This window comes from Flavobacterium sp. KMS (assembly GCF_000813005.1).
GTDB lineage: Bacteria > Bacteroidota > Bacteroidia > Flavobacteriales > Flavobacteriaceae > Flavobacterium.
The window spans coordinates 114,503-137,475 of record NZ_JSYP01000019.1 but is presented as its reverse complement, the minus strand read 5'-3'; the positions used below and the strand labels follow the sequence as shown (position 1 = coordinate 137,475).

The 22,973-nt window shown below is 32.2% G+C and carries 13 protein-coding genes and 1 riboswitch; of the genes, 7 read left to right on the top strand and 6 right to left on the bottom strand.

Annotated elements, in window-relative coordinates; translation table 11 throughout:
* Positions 1 to 20 precede the first annotated feature (20 nt).
* From OA93_RS18125 to OA93_RS18115, 3 genes are read right to left on the bottom strand one after another with little or no spacing between them, the layout of a single operon-like run.
* Positions 21 to 1,319, bottom strand: a complete 1,299-nt coding sequence (locus tag OA93_RS18125; RefSeq protein ID WP_131474501.1) for a hypothetical protein — start codon at positions 1,317 to 1,319, stop codon at positions 21 to 23.
* 13 nt (positions 1,320 to 1,332) lie between these two features.
* Positions 1,333 to 2,628, bottom strand: coding sequence for a hypothetical protein (locus OA93_RS18120; protein ID WP_039115050.1), 1,296 nt, complete (start codon positions 2,626 to 2,628; stop codon positions 1,333 to 1,335).
* A 4-nt stretch (positions 2,629 to 2,632) separates the two neighbouring features.
* A complete protein-coding gene (locus OA93_RS18115) occupies positions 2,633 to 4,390 on the bottom strand; it encodes a hypothetical protein (RefSeq protein WP_052259512.1) in 1,758 nt (585 codons plus the stop codon).
* Positions 4,391 to 5,935: 1,545 nt separating this feature from the next.
* Between OA93_RS18115 and OA93_RS25525 the strand changes: the two genes are divergently transcribed.
* Positions 5,936 to 7,024, top strand: coding sequence for a tail fiber domain-containing protein (locus tag OA93_RS25525; protein WP_039115049.1), 1,089 nt, complete (start codon positions 5,936 to 5,938; stop codon positions 7,022 to 7,024).
* 20 nt (positions 7,025 to 7,044) lie between these two features.
* A complete protein-coding gene (locus OA93_RS18105; protein WP_039115048.1) occupies positions 7,045 to 7,662 on the top strand; it encodes a hypothetical protein in 618 nt (205 codons plus the stop codon).
* A gap of 883 nt (positions 7,663 to 8,545) precedes the next feature.
* Here the strand turns inward: OA93_RS18105 and OA93_RS25420 are convergent.
* Both OA93_RS25420 and OA93_RS18100 read right to left on the bottom strand, forming a co-directional pair.
* Positions 8,546 to 8,698, bottom strand: coding sequence for a hypothetical protein (locus OA93_RS25420; protein ID WP_240474759.1), 153 nt, complete (start codon positions 8,696 to 8,698; stop codon positions 8,546 to 8,548).
* A gap of 13 nt (positions 8,699 to 8,711) precedes the next feature.
* Positions 8,712 to 9,806, bottom strand: a complete 1,095-nt coding sequence (locus OA93_RS18100; RefSeq protein ID WP_240474758.1) for a WG repeat-containing protein — start codon at positions 9,804 to 9,806, stop codon at positions 8,712 to 8,714.
* Positions 9,807 to 10,139: 333 nt separating this feature from the next.
* On the opposite strand from OA93_RS18100, the gene OA93_RS24215 reads away from it, so the two are divergent.
* From OA93_RS24215 to OA93_RS18085, 3 genes are read left to right on the top strand one after another with little or no spacing between them, the layout of a single operon-like run.
* Positions 10,140 to 11,453, top strand: coding sequence for an endonuclease V (locus OA93_RS24215; protein WP_082001836.1), 1,314 nt, complete (start codon positions 10,140 to 10,142; stop codon positions 11,451 to 11,453).
* A 2-nt stretch (positions 11,454 to 11,455) separates the two neighbouring features.
* The gene (nfi, locus tag OA93_RS18090) at positions 11,456 to 12,154 is read left to right on the top strand and encodes a deoxyribonuclease V (protein ID WP_052259510.1); all 699 of its coding nucleotides are present in this window, start codon (positions 11,456 to 11,458) and stop codon (positions 12,152 to 12,154) included.
* A gap of 48 nt (positions 12,155 to 12,202) precedes the next feature.
* Positions 12,203 to 14,563 (top strand): T9SS type A sorting domain-containing protein, encoded by a 2,361-nt coding sequence (locus OA93_RS18085; RefSeq protein WP_039115047.1) that lies wholly within the window; start codon positions 12,203 to 12,205, stop codon positions 14,561 to 14,563.
* 253 nt (positions 14,564 to 14,816) lie between these two features.
* Positions 14,817 to 14,916, top strand: a riboswitch (SAM riboswitch).
* 466 nt (positions 14,917 to 15,382) lie between these two features.
* On the opposite strand, the gene OA93_RS18080 is transcribed toward OA93_RS18085, so the two are convergent.
* The gene (locus OA93_RS18080; RefSeq protein ID WP_039115046.1) at positions 15,383 to 15,601 is read right to left on the bottom strand and encodes a hypothetical protein; all 219 of its coding nucleotides are present in this window, start codon (positions 15,599 to 15,601) and stop codon (positions 15,383 to 15,385) included.
* Between the two features lie 230 nt (positions 15,602 to 15,831).
* Here OA93_RS18080 and OA93_RS18075 point away from each other — a divergent pair, with 230 nt between their 5' ends.
* Complete coding sequence (locus tag OA93_RS18075) at positions 15,832 to 16,278, top strand: T9SS type A sorting domain-containing protein (protein ID WP_039115044.1); 447 nt, start codon at positions 15,832 to 15,834, stop codon at positions 16,276 to 16,278.
* Between the two features lie 4 nt (positions 16,279 to 16,282).
* Positions 16,283 to 22,960: an RHS repeat-associated core domain-containing protein gene (locus OA93_RS18070; protein ID WP_082001835.1), complete on the top strand. Its 6,678-nt coding sequence runs from the start codon at positions 16,283 to 16,285 to the stop codon at positions 22,958 to 22,960.
* The last annotated feature ends 13 nt before the right edge of the window (positions 22,961 to 22,973 follow it).

Sequence of the window (22,973 nt, the reverse complement as noted above, 5' to 3'; positions counted from 1 at the left end):
AATAATTTGAGGTGTATTTTTTAGATTTTTTCAATGCAACCTTTTGTATCGGTAACCATGATATTATATGTCTTTGCTCCTAGGCCCGTGATGAAATATTTACCATTTTGTAGTGTAGGGGCGGGAGTAATTTCAACTCCATCTTTATAAAAATAATAAGGAGAGGTACCACTAAGTACTTTTATTTCGATTACGCCATCGCTACCTCCCTTGCAAGAAGGTTCTGTGTAATTGGTTATTTCAAACTGCATTTTAGTAGGATTGGTATAGGTAAAATTAAAATTCTGCGGAGATTGTAAAGATCCAGCAGGACTCTCATTTCTATTTGCTTGGTATTCTATTCGATAAGTTTCTTTCTCTTCAAGTATTCCTGGACTTAAAAAAGTATATTTATAAAAACCTGTTTCAGCATCTTTAGTTAGAGATTTTAAAGGTTCAACAAGTTGGAAATGAGGAGAATTTTTTAAAGGGTTAATATTAATAATGTAAAATGGATATAAAGTTTCATTATACTTTAAATCCCTGTCAAAGAAAACTTCAATTTTTTTAATATAATCGTTATTGCATTCTGGGGGCGAGTATGTTACGTTTTTTAGTATAGGTGCACAAGCTGAGTATTTAATAGCCAAAGGAGTTGTAAATGGTCTATCTTGTCCATAGCCTAATCTGAAATAAATTAATTTATCTAAATAATTGATATGATTGATACCATTGGCGCTTAAGATTTCCTCGATTGAGAATTTAGCTATAGCGTTATTATTTTTAGAGGCAAGAACATCTGTCCAACTTACATTATCTAGAGAATATTGCCAATGGTAAGCTTCATCGGGAAATTTCCCAGTACCATTAGTCGGATATCCAGATAAGCCCAGTTGAAATCCAGCACATATCTCATTTGAATTCGCAGTATCTAAGTTTTGTATGGTTACATTTGGTTTAAATAATGTTATGCTGACTCCACCGTTACAAGCTCCAAATCCAAGGTAATCGCCTTGAATCATTTTCACATTGGTGCTCGACTTGGAGTTGGTTGAAGTACAATTTGGGGATGAATCCAAAGGTCTACAATTACTGCCAGATGATAATTTAAATGTGGTAAAATTTGCAACATTAGGATATATTTTAATATCATCAACGTCCATGCTATTTCCCCCATCACTAAATGAATCTATTGTAGATGAATCCCCTTTTAAATCCCATCTAAATCCAGCTGCATGACATCCAGCGCTTGATGCATCATATGATACTTTTATAGTATAGGTTTGCCCATAACTTTTAAAAGATAAAATAATTAAAAATAGAAAGTAAAGTTTTTTCATAAGCCTAGTTATTTTAAGTTTTTTCAATACAACCTTTTGCATCGGTAACCATAATATTATATTCTTTTGCTTCTAATCCAGTGATATAATATTTCCCATTTTGTAATGTAGGAGCGGGAGAAATTTCGACTCCATCTTTATAAAAATGATAAGGTTCCGCACCACTCAGTACTTTTATTTCTATTATACCATCACTACCTCCGTGGCAAGAAGGTTTTATGTAATCGGTTATTTCAAACTTCATTTTGGCTGGATCGGTATAGAGAAAATCACTAGGTGTTATCATTAGTCCTTTTGGAGTTGGTCCCATAAAAGCTAAATATTTTACTGTATACTTAGCTCCACTCTCTAATCCTACAACATTATTATATGTAAATTGTGATGGATTTCCAATGTCAAAAGAAATAATAGATGGGATTTGATTTGGTGTTAGTTGTCCATCTATTTTAGTAATTTGGAATTCGGTTAGTCTTTCATTTTGATATAAACCTCTATCAAAAGTCACTATTACATTTACTGGTTCTCCATTGCATGTTGCTCCAGATGGAGTAATACTTGTTATTATTGGAGCACAAGGGGAATATTTTATTTTTAATGAATTACTAAAAGCTCTGTTTTGGCTGTATCCTAACCTAAAATAAAGGTCTTTATTGTAGTATTTTTCATGATCCTTTCCTAAGAGTTCGTAAATAGTAGATCTTAAGAGTTTGTTATTGTTATAACTTGTAGGTACATCAATCCAGGTAAGTTGATTATCTAATGAATATTGCCAATGATAGACTTCGTTAGGAAAACCAGAAGTATTACTTGGTACTAACTCGGTTGGAAAGGCTGCTAATTCCAGTTGAGTTCCAGCACATATTTCGTTTGGGCTGGTATTGTCTTGATTTTTAATAGTTGCATTAGCTACAAAACCATCAATTGCAAATCTTTGGTAGTATTTACAATCCCATACGGTAGTAGCTCCGGCTTTAATTAATTCAGGAAGGGTAAAAGTTTGTTGTTTTATTTTGGCATCACAACTTGTTGATGAAGTACAATCATATGCTATGATTTCAAAATTAAACATGGTTGGATTTGCTTTTAAAGTATATTGGCGACTATAGAAATTTTCAGGATATAGCGAATTATTTTCCTGTTTTGTTATATTTTCTATGGGAACAGTAGGAGTAAGAATCTGTAATTTCCATCCATGCCATCCATCAGTACATCCAGTAAGTTGCTTAGTATATGAATAATAAAATGTATAGGTTTGTCCGTATCCTTTTGATGCGGTAATAATAAAAAGTAAAATAAATAATTTTTTCATGCTCTTAAAACTTTACAGTATAAAAAACCATTTTAGACATTCTTCCGTCTTTAAATTGTGCTCTTATTCCGTATTTGTATGTGGTATTTATTGTAAGTGTAGGATCAGATAATTTTCGTGATTCTCCTTTTAGGATTTGTATCAATTGTAGCGGTTCTTGATTTGTAGCTTTGTAAATTTCAAAACTATCAACATCACTTTCTTTATAATCCCAAGATAAATCTATGCTTTTTGTAGCTGTATTTGCTTGAGCATAAAATCCTTTTACAGCTGGTTTAACGGTATATTTTGGTATAAATAATGCAATTTCTGGTGTAGGGTTTGATACTAGGCCACTTTCATCTTTAGCGAAAATGGCATATCTGTAAGTTGAGCCCTCGTTTGTTTTTTTATCTTGAAAGGATTCTAGTTTTGTTACATCGTTTAAAATCAGTTCCCATTTTTCTTGTTCATTTTCTTTACGATATAATTGGTGAGAAGCCACATCTTCACTTTGGCTATTAACCCATTCTAGAAAAACGGCGCCATCTTTTATTTCATATTTAGTAAATACAGGTGAGGTAGGAGGGATTACGTCTGGTTTTTTAATAATTAATGTTTCCGAAAATGGGGACATATTATAATGATAATCAACAGCAATTACTCTATAATATACTTTGCTGTTCAAACTCTTGATAATCACTTTATCTTCGTAAGTATTAGGCTCACTTGGGCTCACTGTTAACTGACTAAATTCTTCCTCAGCAGTATTACCTCTATAAATACGATACCCCATTAGATCTTTTTCTTTATTAGGAGCCCATGTGATTTTAACGATACCCAGACTATCAATTACACCTTTTAAGCCAATAGGTTTAGATGGTGGAATTGAATCTACAGGTTGTACTAGCATAGGAAATGAAGTTCTGCTATTTCCTTGTTTTCCAATTGCTGTAATAGTGAAATAATTTGTAGATAAAAGTTTATTATAGGTTACTGAACGGTTTTTTGCAGGGATGTTTTTTAATACTGTAGTATATTTTTCATCATCTTTATCCGAACGATTTAGTTCAAACCCTGAAATCTCTTCATTTCCTTCTTCTGGGAACTCCCAAGACAGAGTAACTGTAGTATCATCTTTGAAGTCTTTAACAGTAAGATGAGGTACAAATTTTAATAGAGATTTACCTTTTCCAGTAATAATTTCAGAATATGGACCTAATTCTCCAAACGAGGATATTCCTTGAATTCTGTAGCTGTATGGTTTATTATTGGCAATAGAATCTACATAAAAAATGCGATTATTATTTGTGTTCTCTTGATTTAAACTTGTGTATGGCTTATCTGTATTTAGGAAAATATCTCCTGCATTGTTCACAATGTCACCAACTACATCGATTTGAGATTTAACATTTTCTTCATTCACAAACACATAAACCCCTTTTCCATCATTGGTCAATGTTGTAACAATATCACCTAAAGTAGCTCCACTTGACAAAGGAACCCACTTATCTACATCCCAATAGTAGAAACCAGGCTTAATATCAGCAATGTTTGACGCATTATACACAAATAAACTTTGTGCAGGGTTACTAATCGTAACCACATCTTTAGTACTTTTAAGAAAAATTCGAGGAACCAACAAACCTTTATCAGTACTTGATAAGTCCAAAAGTGCAGAACCATCAGGATTAATGGTTCCTATACCCACATTATTAGTTTGCGCATTAATAGTAGCTCCTAAAAAAAACAAACTAACAAATAATAAATACTTAATTTTCATCTAAATTTGTATTTTAATTAATATACTGCAAAGTTACTAACAGCAACCACCGCGACACTTTTCAATTAAATCGCAAAAACAACAACATAAGTCTTTTTTCTTTCGGCTATTTTACCAAAACCAACTAAATCAATCGCTTACCTCATAAATATTTGCTAAAAACAACTTATTAAGAAAGAATTGATTGGCTCTATCTCTAATCTATTAGATTACTGAATTAATCATACTTATCACAAAAAATCAAATCACCTTAAACTCATTTTCACTCAAGAATTAAATAAATTATCAGCCTACCAGCATAACCTCTATAAAGTGTGATGATTCATTAAAACCCGTTTTTAAAAGGTCATAATTAATGTGTATAAAGAAAAAAAATTAACAGTTGATTTATCCTGTAAATATGGAAAACAAACAATTACCCGAAAAATAATTTTGGTTTTCTAAAATGATTTTGAACTTACTGCATAATAAATTATCAACTATTACTAACGAAAACTGGATAATAAAGTTTTTCAAGTTATTGTAAACAAGAGCTCAATGTCACCATCTGACATAACTGAGTAACTAAAATGAATAATTTGATATGACTCTAATTACGCAAATGATTCTCAAAATAACAGCTAATGGTCTTACTCTTAAAACTGTAAAAAGAAGATTTTGTCTAAAACTAAGGTAATTTACTACAGTAGCAACTGACTGATACGCTTAGCATAAGGATCGATGCCAAAAGTACTTCAAATATATATGGACCTAGGGATTATTTCGCCAAATGCACTCCAATACCACTGAGTATACAGATCAGTACCACAGGCCGCTTTTAGCTTAAGATTGTACATTCTTTATTGGAGATACAAAATTATATACAATAGATTGATCTAATACTATCAACTAAATTAATAATCAAACTGAACTCCAACTTATCCTTCATAAATACCTTATACATAAAAAAAGCTGAATTAATCACTAAAGCTGTTACAATAAAGTAAATTAGTAGAGTGAAAATTAACATACTAACAATCAGGCAAGTAAAAAAAACAAATAATACTACAAACTTATCTGTTGAACTACATAATATAATATGAAATAATATTTTTATCTTATAAAAAATAATTAATAACTTTATTCTTGTTTTCCACAAACATTCAATTTTATATATTTTCTTTTCTTTGAAAAGTATGAAAAATTAGATAAGTCCCAATTTGAATAGACTGATTTTTAAATACCACGCATTAGTCTATTTTTAACTAGTTAATTTATTTTTTAATCATTAATCCTACTATTATGAAATCAAAATTATCCTTGTTACTCGTTTTTATTAGTTTTTATTAGTTTTTATTCATGGTCTCAGGCCAACAAATCGCACTTAATTACTAAAGATAGTATATTTATTGTCCCTGCGGGAGTAACCAGCATTAGTGCCCAGGCTTGGGGCGGAGGTGCAACTGGTGGATTTGCTACAGGTTCCGTCTTAGGCTCTGGAAGAGGTGCGGGGGCGGCGCTTATGTAAATAGTCTACTCACTACTGTTCCGTCATCAACTTTAAATGTGGTTGTTGCTAAGTTAGCACTAGGAGGAGTCTTTGGAGGAATTAGTAGTAAAGACGGAAACTTTTCTACAATTATAGGTTACGAAGATTTATTTTTTGCAGCCGGTGGATTAAGAGGTGGAATTAACGGATCAGATGGAAAAGATGGAAAAGATGGAGCTACTGGCCCGCAAGGAGCTAAGGGAGATAGAGGCTTAACAGGACCAGCAGGTCCGCAAGGAGTTAAGGGAGATATAGGTTTAACTGGAGCTACTGGCGCACAAGGAGCTAAGGGAGATACAGGTCCTCAGGGAGTTGCTGGAGTAGGAGGTGTGGCAAAAGCGGGAGCTAATGTTACTATTGCAGGATTAGGCACCATAGCAAGTCCTTATGTAATTAATTCAGAATATACGGATACAAAGTATACAGCAGATCCAACGACAATGACACTTGCTTCTACTGTATTTGCTGCTAAAAATGCAGCTGCATTATGGAATGCAAACCAATTGCAGGGGAAAGCTGTTAGTGTAACTCAGCCAACGATTGTAGGTCAGGTATTGGCGTATAATGGGACAAGTTGGGTGCCAAAATTAGTTACAGAACCATGGAAAGAAACGACTTCAGGAAACGAAGCAACAAGTAATACGCAAAATATATACCAAACTGGTAATGTTGGTATAGGAGGAGTATCTGATGCAACGTTTAAACTTAAAGTTTATGGAGCTATAACAGCAACTAACTTTACTCAGACATCAGATCAGAGATATAAAAAAGATATTGAACCAATAAAAGGGGCGTTAAAAATGGTTAAGCAAATGGAGGGAGTTGGATATAACTGGAGAAGTGATGAATTTAAAGATAAAAAATTTGATGAGAAACATCAATTAGGTGTGATTGCACAAGATATCTTAAAAATTGTTCCCGATGCTGTTAGTAAAGATGAGAAAGGGTATTATACTGTAAACTATGTTGCTTTAGTACCTGTTTTAATCGAAGCTATAAAAGAGCAACAAATGATTATTGAAGTGCAAGAACAGAAATTTAATACACAACAAACCCAAATTAATGAATTAAGAACCCTAATAAATAGTATTAAAACTGAAAAATAAATTTTTAAATAAGATATATTATGAATATTAATTATAAAATTATAATAGCTTTCTTTTTTTTTGTGAATGCAAGTACAATTAGTGCTCAAACGGATGGTTTAGATATCGAAGGAAAGGCTTCTATAGGGGGATTGGTCACTTTAAAGACTACTACAACAGGGTCCAGTAATACTACAAATGTTACACAGATGAGGAAATTGTCTGTAGATTCTAAAGGTTTAGCATTGGTAGATTTTAAAGGTACACCCGTAGTAGTTGGAGGGTTCAGACCAGGAAGTCAATCTGCTTTGTTTACTGCGGAAACCAATAGCTCTATAACACGTGTTCGATTTATAGCACACGTTGATCAAAGTAATGTAACAAACAATGGAGATACGGCTGCTTATATTTATGGTGATTTTACTATTGTTTTTATCAATGGTGTAGGTACTATAAATAATTTAATGGTTTATGATTACGCTGGAAATATTAAAGATCATATAGAAAATGTGGTCTCAGGTGATATTATTATCAGAAAGAGTTTCTCTTTGTATACTCAGAATTATTTTGATATAATACTGAGAAGTGATGGTCGTTTTGGAGTAGGGACGGAGAGTCCAACGGTATCTTATATATTTGAATTTATGGGAGGAATCTAGGATAATGTTTATTATTAAGGCTGGGAAATAATAATATGACCCAGCTTTTAAATTTGAGGTCACTTTTGAGATTATTTTATCACGAGAGTGTAGGTGTAAATTTAAAATAAGATACATGAAAAGTACTATTTTATATAGATATGAAAATTTAAAACAATTTTTGCATAAAAAAAACAAAGTGATTTTAAAAAAAATATACTAATTCCTAAAGACAAGTTAAAAGCGGAAGAATTGGAAAAACTCTATAGAGAATATATATCTGTCAATACATTTTAATTTTCTAGTTAAAAACTAATCTTATTTATGATGTTTTAAATACTGTAGAGTAAGCTTAGAGTTAATATTTATTTAACGAAAATTGCTGTTGATTATTCAATAGTACACTTTAAAAATAATTGAATAGTAGTAAAAATGCTGCGCCCGTTTGTAAAGAAGATGCCTTTATCGGCAGTTCATGCAAGCAGGCGCATTCGATTAGTACGCCTCGTATGAGTAGATTGTCCTGACGGTGAAATGACAAATTAAAATAGAGTTTATATTTTTTTTATTTTATTTGCCGGAGCCAGTTATTAGTAAGCCTGTCTTTTGTGGGACTAAAGAATCTTAGGTACAATAGGAACTCAAAATCAGGAACACTATTTTTTGGCGCTATTTATTGATTAATATCACCGGAATTTGCAAGTATGGTCTTTTCCAACTTTATTCCAATCAGTCGTAAATCATCTTGAATTTTTTCGACTTACAATGTTCTTATTTATTGTAAATTTCGACGAAATTACTTTGTATTAATTTTAAGTTGTAATTACTAGTCTCCAGAAAAAGCCAAAAACAATATGTATTTTAACTGATACAAATAAAATGATGAAAAGAGTTCTTAATTTCTTTATTTTTCCTCGATAGCGATAGCACGTCCGTCATATTTTAATTCAGCTAATATTTCACCAATACTGTTAATTAATAATTTTTTGTCATTTATTTCGACTACAAAATTTCCGTTATAACCAGGAACAATACTTTCATATTTGTTTTCAATCACAATGTTTCCTTTTTTATCTATTAACCCCCCATAAATCAGACGTATAATGTGCGCCAGAAGAAAAGGATCTTTTTCCGTAAGCGGCAAAACCTTTATTAAATGGCATCATCACTCCAATGAATTTAAAATCAATAGTGGTCTGACCTTCTTTATTGATAAAGCCCCATTTTCCATCCTTCAAGACAGGTGCTAAGCCTTCTGAAAAGTCTCTGGCCTCGTCATAAATCAAAGGAATAGTTATTTCTCCTTTATTATTAGCAAAACCAAATTTTCCCATATTTTCCAATAGCATTAATTCATCGCTTAATTTCTTAATGTCTTTATATTGGGGAGCTATTAAAATATTTCCATATTTATCAGCAACACCTTTTGCATTATCCTTTGTAAGATAAACCATTTCATCTTCCCATGGAAAAACAAAATCATATTCCGGATTTAAAAGCACATTACCTTTTAAATCCATGAGTCCTTCCTTTGATTTATCACTTTCTCTAAATGCAAAAGAACAACCGTTAAATAACTCACTAACATGATCATATTGAAAAGGAATTATTGTTTTTCCTTTAGTGTCAATAATCCCAATTTTTCCATTTTTTTTTGCTCTAGCATATCCTTTGTAGAATTCCGCAATGAACTCAAATTTATTAGGGATTATCTCTTTCCCGTTTTTATTAACAGTTCCTTCCAAACCATCTTTTTTAAAAGTAGCCAGACCATTATTAAAGTTTTCATATTGCAAATTTTCATATTTTGGTATGATCTTATATTCTCCTTTGTTGTCAATAAGGCCGAATTTTTCACCAAGCTGAACGATGGCTACTCCATTTTTCATTTGTGAAACCGAGTTGTATCGAAAAGGGACAATAACATTGCCCTTGATATCAACAAATCCGTAATAGTCATTTTTTTGAACAGGGAATACATTCTCAGAAAAATCTCCGATATATTGAAAGGTTTCATTTGTGATTGGTTTACCTACCTCATCTAAAAGGATTAGTTTTTCGTATTGTCCTGATATGTAATACCCAAATTCTTTTTTCTGGGCAAAGGTAGAATTAGTAAAAACTATGATTGCTATTAGTTTAATAATGTAAAGTCCCTTTTTCATTTGTTGTTGTATTTAACTATTTCTGTGAGTACCAGTGTGAAAAAAATCTGGTTGTATAAAACAAATATAACAAAGATTATGTTTTTTAAATAGGAAGTTCTTTATAGCTTAAAATTTACTATGTAAAAAAAAAAGAGTTAGCAAAGCTAAGAAGAACGCTACCAGTTCTTTAAAATAAAAAAAAAAGGTCTTGAAATTAAAGGTGCTTGACGGGGTTAGTACAGAAGTTCTGTAAACACTGACTTTGTTAGAATTAAAAAGAATAATTCAAATTATAATCACTAGGTTTATATCTTCAAAATAGATTATTACCTAGAGAAATTAAATTCATTAATGAATCACACAATAAATTATTATCCAAGTAAAAGCAAACTATTTTTTATTGACAGCTTATCTACTTCCAATTATGGTATGTACAATGGGAAACCTTTTACAGGAATTAAAGAAACCATTTCTGATAAAGAATATATCAGAGAAACTTTTGTAAATCGCAGACTACACGGAATAAAATTTTGGGCAAGTGAAAATTCTTTTTCAATTTTTGTTTACATTTTTGATGAAAGCAGATATAATTTTGATATTGGTAAAGATCGTGATCAAAATTTTATGAATAGAATCTACACTATTTATGATTTACAAACATTTGATTCAATTGTAGACTACAAAGTAAATAATATAGGAAAAAAAGAGCATCAGCAAGGTTATAATTTTACCCGTGAAGATTTAGATTATAATAAGAAGATAAAGGACAATTTTGATGTAATAAAAAACTACGAAGACACTAAAGAGATTTTTACTCGTTTAGATTTATTTGTTTGCACCTATAATACAGACAATCCCTTTAATCTCACACGTGAATTAAACCAAGATAGAGCTGGAAAGACACTTTATGGCTATTTAGTTCAGGAAAGCATGAAAGAAACACTAGGATATACGGTTGAAGATGTTTTTATGGAAAAGTATATTCTTCAAAATGAACTTGCGCAGAAGATTATTAGTGAAGACCAGATTCAACATCCGATAAAATACATTGCAGGTGTTAGTGTGGCATACAATGATATAGATCTAAAAATGATTTCAGCCATTGCTGTAATGGATATTGAAACACAAGAAATTGTTGATCAGGTATTTTTTGAGTTAGAGGATGTTACATTGCATGTTCCTGATTTATTTGCCTATAATGAAGTTCCTTCAGTTTTAAAAGCGTTTGAAAAACTAAGTATAAAACCTCAATTAATTTTTTGTGACGGACATGGTATTGAACATCCAAAAAATGTTGGATTAGCTACTCATCTGGGAATTGAATTAGATATTCCAACAATTGGATGTCCAAAGAAAAGACTTGTTGGATATTATGAAAAAACGAGTTTAGGGCATTTAAGAGGGGATAGGCAAGAACTATGGTTTGATGATAAAATTGTGGGTAAAGCATTACGGACTCAAGAAAGAATCAATCCGCTTTATATATCTATTGGACATAAAATAAGTTTGGAAACAGCAATTGATTGGGTTTTAAAAACAACGACCAATACTCGCATTCCTGTTGTTGTACAGGAAGCTATTGCGCTAACTGAGCAACTTATGCCAAAAAGAATTAGATATGATTTCCTTGATGATGAAGAAAATAAATATGCTATAATAATATAAAAATGAGTAACGACATATTTGACAAAAAACCAGAATTTGAAATTTATTACGATCTTCAAAATAGTTTGCGTGAGAAAGTAATTATATATGATCAACTACCAGAGGTAATTCAATATATTGCCGGAGTTGATGTGGCATATAATGACATTAATGACAATATGATAGGTGCTATTGTAGTTTTAAATGCAGAAACTCATGAAGTTGTTGAAAAAGCCTTTCATGAAATGGAAATAGCATTTCCATATGTTCCAGGTTTGTTTTCTTTTAGAGAGATCCCTTCTTTAATTGAAGCTTTTAAAAAACTTACTATAAAACCTGATTTAATTGTATGTGATGCTCAAGGAATAGCTCATCCAAAAGGAATTGGAATGGCAACTCATCTTGGAATAGAATTAAACATTCCAACAATTGGCTGTGCTAAAAAAAGATTAATAGGTAGCTACGATAAAAATTTACTGGGACATGAAAGAAAAAGTACACAAGATTTGATTTACAACAATATTTTGGTTGGTAAAGCATTACGAACACAGAATAATACCAATCCTATGTTTGTCTCAATAGGGCATAAAATTTCTCTTGAAACTGCTATTGCTTGGGTATTAAAACTTACTCCACATTATAGACTTCCTGAAACCACACGACAAGCAGATTATTTAGTTAATTTTCTTTTAAAAAATAAAGATGCTTTCTTGTCAGAATAATGATATATTTACGATTCATTCCTATTAACAAAATTCTCTTTTTCTTTTATGAAAATATTTAAAATATTCATTTTATTAAGCATTGTCTTTTTACATCATGCACAGTCACAGGTTTTTGTAAGTGCTTCAGCTACAGGTTTAGGTAATGGTAGTTCGTGGACTAATGCTTACACTAATTTACAAAATGCAATTAATGCTGCAAAATCAGGACAAGAAATTTGGGTAAAAAGTGGTACATACTTTCCATCGCGAGACAGAAATGGTACCATACCAACGAATCCTAGAGATGCAACATTTGTTCTTAAAGAAGGGATAAAATTATATGGCGGATTTGCAGGCGCAGAGACAAGCTTAAGCGAGAGAAATCCAGAAACGAATACTACTATTTTGAGTGGTGATATAGGTGTTAAAAATGACGAAACTGACAATATCTATACATTATTGTTATGTGTAGATTTGACTTCATCAAGTAGGCTAGATGGTTTTACAGTTACTAAAGCCAACAACAACAGGACTAGTGGAGCCATAACTATCGCAAGTTATATCGTGTATCATAATACTGGCGGAGCAGGATGGATTTTATCATCCGATATTATAATTACCAATAATAAGTTTATTGGTAACAAATCAAATAGCAGTACTGGAGGGCTCTCCATTCTGTATGGTTCGAATCTAACATTTGCCAACAATGTATTTATGGGTAATGAGTCAGTAAACCAAGCTGGAGCGATTTATAGTAGTGGATCTTCCGTTTCCTTTGATAATTGTATTTTTTTACAAAATTTTGCAGGGCAGGGCGCTGCAGCATATATTGTTAACAACGGGGTATCTGGTTTTATTAGCAACTGTACGTTTACAGATAATAAATCAAAGGCAGATGGAGGGGCATTACTTTTTTATTCATCAGATCCTTTATTGAGAAATGAAATCAGGATTACCGATTCTAAATTCGACAAGAATACATGTGTACCTGGCGGTGTTTTAAATGGTCTAATTACAATCTCAACCCGTGGAGGTGCTATTCACGCGGAACGTACTAACCTTAATATTGTAAGGTGTGATTTTACAAATCAAATAATTAATTCTCTGAGCTCCGGTGTCGCCATGGGTGGTGCCATAAGTTTAGGATATGATACCTCTACCAAAATTGATAAATGCAATTTTATTAACAATAGTATCATTCCTTCCAACAGAGGCAACTCTGGTAGTGGTGGTGCTATTTTTGCCTTATCTGATATAGAGATTAGTAATTGTATTTTTGCTGGCAACCATTCGGCAGGATCTTCAGGAGCTTTGTCTCTAACTTCTGTCCCTTCAACTAAGAATAGAATAGCTGTTTCAAACAGTGTATTCACTCAAAATACGGCTGAACTTTATGCTGGTGCCATATCTTACGGAACTAATGCTTCTTCATATCCAGTTGGTTTTACAAATCTTACATTTCATGCAAACAAGGCTAAACTGCAAGGTGGAGCAATTTATTTGAACTGGGGGATTTCGGATGCACAACGAACTACACAGTTACAGAATTGTGTTTTTGAAGACAACTCAACAAACGAAATTGCTTTTAGCCAAGCATCGCAATCTGCTTATCTTCTAGCTACAAACAACAGATATCACACCGAAAATTTTTCAGGATTACTTTTCAATGATGCAACAAATCCGATTGGTAAGGATGGTATATGGAGAACGATTGATGACGGTTTGCGCATAAATGCATGCTCAATTGTTGCGGATGCTGGTACTAATGCAGCACTTATTCTACCAGGCACAAAGAATTTATGGACTCAAAATGATGTAGATATTGTAGGGAATAAAAGAGTAAAAGGAGAGAATGTAGATTTGGGCGCTTATGAAAGTGATGCTAGCACCAAGCCTGAATTAACAAACTCATTGCCTGCTATTGTGGTAAACACTGGAGCGAAACAGATTGTAATTAATCTGGATGATTATTTTTCGTCTACAGTAGGTAATAAAAACACTTATAGTATTACAAATGGAAATCCAGAATCAGGACTGTATCAAGCTATTATTACAGACAATATTCTCACGATATCATTCCATGAAACTCTTAGTGGCTCAAGCCAAATAAACTTTTCAATTTTAAGTGCTTGCGGACTTAGCTCAAATGAAACGATCAGTGTGATTATAACCCCAAGTTTATCAACTGAAGATGTAACTATGGATAGTTCTTTATTTTTATATCCAAACCCAGTTGAAAGTACACTAATGGTTTCAGGAAGCACACCTATCGATTCTTATGAAATAATAAACATGCTTGGACAGACTATAAAAAAGTCTTCTTTTGATTTACGACAAGCTGATGTAAAGAATTTGACAACAGGAATATATTACATTATAATTAATTCCGATAATAAAATTCATAAGTTTAAATTTTATAAAAAATAAATAAGTTTTTTCGAATGAAAGAAGAGGTGAAAGAGTTAATTCTTTCACCTCTTCTAAATTTATGGGTGATCTTGAACTGTCTAATCTATTTCTAGAGGGGATATAAAATCAGAATATATATATTACAAATGCAAAGGGTTTGTATGTAATTGTTTAGAAGTTAATTTGTATTTCAGAAATATAAAATAAAAAAAAATATTCTTAAACTATATTAATTTTTATAGAATTTGTATCACAGAAAATTTCTGTATGATACTTATCCAGAAAGACTGAGGGATTAGGCCCTGTGACGTCTTAGCAACCTGTTGCTTAATAAGGTGCTAAATCCTACCGTTGTAATGGACAGATAAGAAAGATTAGCTCAAAATCTGAATAAGCGGTTCTGTCGCATCTGGGAATAACTTTTATCATTAGAATTTTAAAGCGATAAAAAAATGAATACGAGAGGTCATTGTTATCCAAAACACATAATCCTTTAGGTAGTAATTTCAAATTAAGATTTACACTTAGGTATCGTGATGTTAAGAAGTAATGAAGATTAGAGGAGGCTTTACCCATTCGAACCTAAACTTCTTAGGTATTGATTTTGCTGGGTTTCTAGTTTTCAAAATACCCATGTGCCACGATTCTGCCATAAAACTTTCGAGTATTTTTATAAATCGTTGATAAGGATTATAAAAAAACCTGCGAATCCTCGGATCTGCAGGTTTTAGCGCATTTTTCGGGTTTTTTGAAAAGATTGATAAAGTTACTTTTTTCACTTCTTTCCCTCTTTTGGTAGGGAGAGCAAGATTTGAACCATAACACTAAAAACCTTATTTATAAAGCATTCTCAAATAGTTTCACATCCTTATTGAGACTATTGGGTAAAAGATTCTTACCTGTTTTTGTTTTATTTTCTTTTTGAGGAAATACTACATCTTTTGGAATATTCCAAGCTTTACCAGTTAGGAATGCTCTTTTTATTTTACCCAAAGAAGAGTATTGGTAAGTTGTTCTTACGGATAGCTCTATTTTTTTACAAACTCTACTACCCAAAGATATTTCATATTTATAGAAGTAAGATACCAGCCCTAGTATTCATAAAATCAAGATTTACATCTTTTTGTATCAAATTGACTTCCATATTTTAAAACTACAATAGGATAAAATAGTATAATTTAAAGGTAATATATGATAAATCTTACATATAAATTATCTATAGGTTTACCATTTAAAATAACTAAAATTTTACCTCATTTTAATCTAATAAAAATTGGTGGCCAATTATGAAAAAAATTTTATCAATCATTCTGTTTGGTACTTTTTGTGTTGTTAAAGCACAGGAGCCTATATTAACGTTTACATACGATCCTATAACAGGAAATCAAATCGTTAGAGAATTTTGTCAAAGTTGTGGTACTGCAAAACCTGCTAAAGAAATTGAAGCTATCATAGAAGAAGATTTACTTGAAATTTCAAATGAAAACATAATCTCATATCATCCCAATCCTGTAAAAGAGGAACTCTACTTAAAATGGGATCTTGTTAATGAAAACTATGTAAAATCTATACAGGTCATTGGAGTGAATGCTCAAATATTAGCAGAATACCAAAATAAAAAAGAAACTAACTTTCAAAATATTCCTTTTCAAAGTTATCCCACAGGAATCTATATCCTATCATTATCATATAGTAATGGAGAGCAAAAAAGAATAAAAATCATTAAGCAATAATATTATGAGGCAATTTTACCTTACGATTCTCTTTATAAGCCTTAGCTTTTTTACTACAGCACAAACAAATCCTACTGGTCCCATGCGTGAGGCAGGTATTACAGATGGAGACTTATCAGTTACCTTGTCTGGCGGTGCTTCTTACTCGGTACCAATAGCTGTTCCCCCAGGAATTAATGGAGTCATTCCAGAAGTAAGTCTAAATTATAACAGCCAGGGAGGAAATGGGTCTGCCGGCTATGGATGGGCATTATCAGGATTATCATCAATTTCAAGAATTCCTGCAACAAAATTCCATGATGGTACAATTGATGGGGTAGATTTTGATGTTTTAGATCGATTTGCATTAGACGGCCAACGATTAGTAGTGAAAAATGGAACTTCTGGGGTTTATGGTGGCAATGAGACAACATATGAAACAGAGATATTTTCCAACATAAAAATTACCTCTCATGGGATACATCCAAGCGGAGTAAATTTTGGACCAGCTTATTTTCTTGTAGAATATCCTGACGGTTCGAAAGCTTATTATGGTAATTCAACAGATTCACGTTCGATAACAGAATGGTCAATTACATATTGGGAAAATGCGCAAGGTATTCGAATTAGTTATTTATACAACCAAGCAAATAACTTATTGGAAATTGCTGCTATAAAATATGGAACATTAACAACTACTATGCCCATAAATCAAATACAATTTATATATGAACCAAGAGTAAAATCTGAAAATTATTATATTGGAGGACAAAATATAATAAGAAGTAATCGTTTAAAGGAAATTAAATCTTCGGGAAATAACATTGGATTCAGAAATTATGTTCTAGACTATAATATGGCTCAATCTTCAGAAAAATATGATCGATTGTATTCCATTACAGAAAAGAGTGGAGATAATACAAAAAGTTATAATCCAACAGTTTTTAACTACAATAATACAGATGATTCTATTAATTACAGTTCTAATCCCACTGTGTTAAGTGTCAATAGTGTCAATTCGACTAATGCTGTTGCAGTAAATGGAGATTTTGATGGTGATGGTAATATGGATTTCATACTATATCCAAAGACAGGTGTAGAAGCTAAATCAATATATTGGATTTTTACAGGTATCACCCCTAATACAGGCACACAAACAATTCTAAATTTGGGGCTACTTCAAGAGCCTGGTGCTTTTGATGAAATTCTGCCAGTTTCTTGGTTAAGTTGGAATAACAAACTTATGAATGGTCAAGGCTGGACAGTTGTAAAAACTAACCCAACTACAAATCTTACGACTTTTAAAACTTATGCTATTGGTCCTTCTTCTATAAATCCTCAAGGTGAAAAATCGTATACTTTTCCGAAATTCTCGTATTATTCTGAGCATCCTTTAAGTTGTACATCAACTAGACCACCATTTTTTTATACGGTAAATATTCCGAAACGTTATCTTAATGGTGATTTTAATGGTGATGGATTAACTGATGTTGCAGTTGTAGAAGAGAACCTTGAGTATTCTTACTTAGCACCTTGCGACTCAAATAATGAGCCGCTTCACACCACAAGTAATTATTCGGGCGATACTTATTTTATGAATCTGGACAGACGACTAAATTCAAATTTTGTTAATAATGCTGGAAAATTAATTGTTTTAGAGACTAGTAAAACTTATGTCGCTGATTTTAATGGGGACGGAAAGTCGGACATTTATGTTTTTGATACTGGAAAAGTAAGGGTCTATTCCTTGAATGACAACAAACAGTTTATTTTATTATATCAAACACCAACTACAGATACAAGTATTCAATTAAGCAGACCTATTTTGATAGGTGACTTTAATGGTGATGGGAAATCGGACTTTATGATTCCTATAGAATCGGGCAATGGTTGGTACAGATATTTATCAACAGGTACCACTTTTGCTAAAGAAAACAGAAATATTGCCTATGTAACTCCTAATGATTCGTTTAATAGTTATAATTATATTGCAACAGATTACGATAATGATGGAAAAAGTGATTTGACCATTATAAAAAACACTAAAAATAATTCAACTGGACTGGGGACAATTCAAATTACAGCAATAACAGAAATGACTCCATCTTCCTTCAATACAAGGACCGCAATTACCACTGCACAGGCAAATATTAATCAATATGCGTTACCAATATTTATACCATCTACAGACCAACAGCGTCCACGTTTTGAAATCGCTTTTATAAATAATAATAGATTACATTTTTTTTATTCTAAAAAAGATAGCAGTAAAGATCGCCTACTAACCAATATTACAACTGGAAATGGCGTTCAACAAGCTATAACGTATCATCCATTAGAGCAGATTCATAAAAGCACTTTCTATACAGTATATAATCCAAGCCAGGGAACAGAAACTTATCCTTATTTTGACATTGTTGCATCCCCTGATTTGCAAATTGTTTCAAAGTTAGAAAAAAAGAGTGCCACAGTTTCTAAAATGAAATTATATGGTTATTATGGAGCTGTGACTAATTTGGAGGGATTAGGATTTATGGGATTTAGATCTATAATGGAAACCAATTGGCACAATAGTTCCAATCCAGAAATGTGTACTATAACTAAAAGAGATATAAAATTAAGAGGGGCCATAACTGAGAGTTATTTAGTGCCTTACTTAACCTATCCAAATAATGGTTTTAACCAATCAGATTATACCACCAAAACAACTTTATCATATACACCAAGTCCAGAACTTGCCCTACAATCAAATAAGGTTTTTAAGTTGCAAAACAGCAGTATCAAACAAATTGATACACGATATAATACTAGTGCAGAAACTACAATTTCATACAATGAAAACAATAATCCACTTATAACGACCACAGTCAATAGTGAAGGGGCTGCTGTAGCGCAAACCGTAAAAGAAACTGTAGAATACGAAAGTCCTAATCCTGATACTCCCTATATAATAGACAGGCCTTATCAAAAAATTGTATCTACCACAATTCCGGGAAATACAACTTCGTATTCTGAATTATATGAGTATGATAACAAACAGCTTGTATCTTTTATGGAGAAAAACGCAACGGGTACTGGAAGCATACTTGAATCCAATCTGTATGATTCTTTTGGAAATTTAACCCAAAAAACTGTTTCAGCACAAGATATGGATCCGCGTATAACTAAATATCAATATGATACATCCGGCCGTTTTTTGACCAAAATAATAGATAGTGATAATTTAGAATCAACTTTTGAATACGATTTGAATAATGGACTTTTAAAAAAAGAAACTGATCCATATGGCTTATCATCCTCATATACCTATGATTCTTGGTTTAGAAAATTAACAGCAAAAGACGATCAGTTAAACAAAGTAATTACATATAATTATGCGAACACTTATGCTTCCACAAATGGATCCGAAACAACAGTTACAATTACAACTGATGCTTTAGATGGAAGTGCTAGTGAAGAAAAGTTTGATGATTTAGGTAGAAAAACAAGATCAGGAGCAAAAGATATCAATGGAACATATTCCTACGTATCTTATTTATATGATATTTATGATCGAAGTTATAAAATAAGTGAACCTTATTTTGGTGCTACACCATCTCAATGGAATGAAACTAAATTTGATATTTACAGTAGACCGACAGAGAGTATTTCATTTAATAACAGAACGACATCAATAGCATATCCTAATTTATCAACGACAATAACTGATGGACAAAAAAGTAAAACAATTGTAAAAAATGCTATTGGTAATATTGTTTCTACTAATGAAACAACCGGTGGGAATATCAATTTTTCCTATTTTGCAAATGGAAATCTAAAACAAACCAGTTATAATGGTATTAATATTACCATGGAGCAAGATGGCTGGGGGAGAAAAACCAAACTAATTGATCCATCGGCTGGGACTTTTACGTATAAAAGTAATGAATTAGGAGAACTAACAGAAGAGACTTCCCAAAATGGAGGTGTGATTACTACCATAACCCGTGATAATAACGGAAGACCAACTAAAAAAACAATTGTAGGAGGAGGTACTGATAGTGAGACCGAATATACTTATGATGCCACAAAGTTACCAATAACAGTAACGTATGTTGACAAAAATGAACCTATTGGAGCTAATAAAACCATAACTACGGTAACTTATGATCCTATTTTCAAAAGAGCTTTATCTGTTGAAGAAAACAAAATAGGGGTTTCAAAATTCATCAAATCCTTTACTTATGATGGTTTAGGCAGAGTTGAAACAGAAACTAAACGTGCAGAGATAGGAGGTAAATTCAGTACGATAGTAACCAAAAATATTTACAAAAATGGAAACTTATATCAAATTTTAGACAGTAACAATAAAGTCCTTTGGCAGACAAACATGCTAAATGCGAAAGGGCAAGTGTTAGAAAGCGTAACTGGTAATGGCATAAAAATGACTAATACTTATGATATTGACGGGTATTTATCAAAAATGCAATATGATAAAACTACTGTACCAGCAAGTAATATATTAACTCTTACAACTACATTTAATAAAAATACAGACAATTTAGATAGTAGAATTAATAGTTCCTTTGGAAACTTTACAGAAACTTTTAAGCATGATGAAATAAACAGATTAACTGAGTTTACAAATAAATTTGAGGCTCAACAAAGCCAAACCTATGATGCTTCGGGAAAAATTTTGGGCAATAATTTAGGGTTTTACAAATATGACGCTACAAACAAGTATCAAAACACAGAGATATCATTAGGTTATGATTCATCACAGTATTATGCTAACAGAGGCGGTATTTTTAATGATGATATGGAAGCCAAATCAGGTTGGTCTTTTAATCCGCATAATCCTCAGTGTATTTCATTTGATCGGTCAAAAGGTATTGCAACTGCCATAAAGTTAAATACAACATTGTCGAGTGATGGTATGAGTTATGTACAATCAGATGTCTCAGTTCCTATTGATAATATAGCTGACACAGAATACACTTTTTCTGGTTGGGTTTATACAGATAATCCGACTGCTCAACTTACACTTTTTCAATACAATGCAAATGAAACGGGATATTTTTCTTACGTCAATAGTGTTAGCACAACAGCGTTGAATAATTGGAAATTTATTGAAAAGACAGTATTGGTGCCTGCAAGTGTTAAATCCTTGCGACTGCGTCTTGATGCTATAGGAATAGGTAATGTTTGGTTTGATAATGTAAAAATACGCAAGACAAGTGATCCAGTTTCTTCAGGTTTAAAAAAACTAAATGTCACTTATAATGCATTTAAAAGTCCTAAACAAATAGAAGAAACTGGTGTAGAGAAAATAAGTTTTACTTACAATGATGACAATCAACGAAGTACTATGTACTATGGAGACTTTAATGATGAAAAATCACTTAGGCCACTACGTAAGCATTATTCGGCTGATGGCACAATGGAGATAAAAGAGAATAGAACTACTGGTGCTTTTGAATTTGTTACTTATATAGGAGGAGATGGCTATTCGGCACCAATTGCTGTCAAGAGTGATGGAATAACACAAAAATATTTATATTTACACAGAGATTATCAAGGGACTATTTTAACAATCACTGATGACAATGGTGCTATAGTAGAAAAAAGATTATTTGATGCTTGGGGTAGTATCATGAAAGTGCAGGATGGTGTAGGAAATACACTAATAGGACTAACAGTTCTTGATAGAGGTTATACAGGACACGAACATATACAAAGTGTTGGACTGATTAATATGAATGCGAGATTGTATGATCCAATACTTCATCGATTTTTACAAGTCGATAATTATATACAAGACCCAACAAGTACTCAAAATTACAATCAGTATGGCTATGTATTTAATAATCCGTTGCAATTTACAGACCCGAGTGGAAATACTGCCAATGGACCTGGAAAGGACTGTGTAGATTGTGGATTAAGTAACGGACAACAAACCTGGATAGGGAATGGAATCAAAACTATAAAAGATAATTGGGATAGCTGGGGGATTAAAGATTGGGCAAACCAAAATATAAATTTTAAAAAATGGGGGGTTACAGATTGGACAAGAAAGAACCTAAATCTTAAGAATTGGGGAAATAGTATAAAATCTTTGTTTGGTGGAGGTAAAAGCGATGCACCAGCACCACCACCTAATATGAGTCAGTATGTGAATTTGAACAATTCAAACTCCGCTGTTTTAGATTTTAGAGCAGCAAATAACGTTCCTAATAACCAGCCTTTATTAACACAATATAATGAACATGCGCAACCAGTTTTTGAGTATGACTTTACAGGACTTCTAATAACAGGGCTTGGTACTTCAATTAGTTGGACACAAAATAAAATGTTTAACTCAAAAACTTGGTATAGTATAAAACAAATGAAAGTATATAGTCAAGTTTTTAATGGTAATGGAGCCACGGGGGGTAAAGTTGCATCAGCATTAAGAATTTCAGATAGGTTTAAATGGTTAGGTAGAAGTGTTGGAGCTTATAATGCTTGGTCTAATTTTGACGCTTATTCTAATGGTAAAATAGGAGGGTTTACTTTAGCAACAGAACAAACCTCGAATGTTATAAGTACTTTTGCTCCTGGACTTTATGGAGCAGCATGGGGAATAGGATGGGAAGCAGGAAGATCCATAACTAAGATTGATTCTTATCAAAATTGGAAACAAAGTACTTGGCTTCCTTATAGGAAAGAAAAATTGGGATATTAATACGAACTAATTT

Coding starts and splice junctions, on each gene's coding strand:
- OA93_RS24215 (WP_082001836.1), top strand. CDS start 10,140: ATGAATCACACAATAAATTATTATCCAAGTAAAAGCAAACTATTTTTT.
- OA93_RS18125 (WP_131474501.1), bottom strand. CDS start 1,319: ATGAAAAAACTTTACTTTCTATTTTTAATTATTTTATCTTTTAAAAGT.
- OA93_RS18075 (WP_039115044.1), top strand. CDS start 15,832: ATGAAAAAAATTTTATCAATCATTCTGTTTGGTACTTTTTGTGTTGTT.
- OA93_RS18085 (WP_039115047.1), top strand. CDS start 12,203: ATGAAAATATTTAAAATATTCATTTTATTAAGCATTGTCTTTTTACAT.
- OA93_RS18105 (WP_039115048.1), top strand. CDS start 7,045: ATGAATATTAATTATAAAATTATAATAGCTTTCTTTTTTTTTGTGAAT.
- OA93_RS18120 (WP_039115050.1), bottom strand. CDS start 2,628: ATGAAAAAATTATTTATTTTACTTTTTATTATTACCGCATCAAAAGGA.
- OA93_RS18100 (WP_240474758.1), bottom strand. CDS start 9,806: ATGAAAAAGGGACTTTACATTATTAAACTAATAGCAATCATAGTTTTT.
- OA93_RS18070 (WP_082001835.1), top strand. CDS start 16,283: ATGAGGCAATTTTACCTTACGATTCTCTTTATAAGCCTTAGCTTTTTT.
- nfi (WP_052259510.1), top strand. CDS start 11,456: ATGAGTAACGACATATTTGACAAAAAACCAGAATTTGAAATTTATTAC.
- OA93_RS18115 (WP_052259512.1), bottom strand. CDS start 4,390: ATGAAAATTAAGTATTTATTATTTGTTAGTTTGTTTTTTTTAGGAGCT.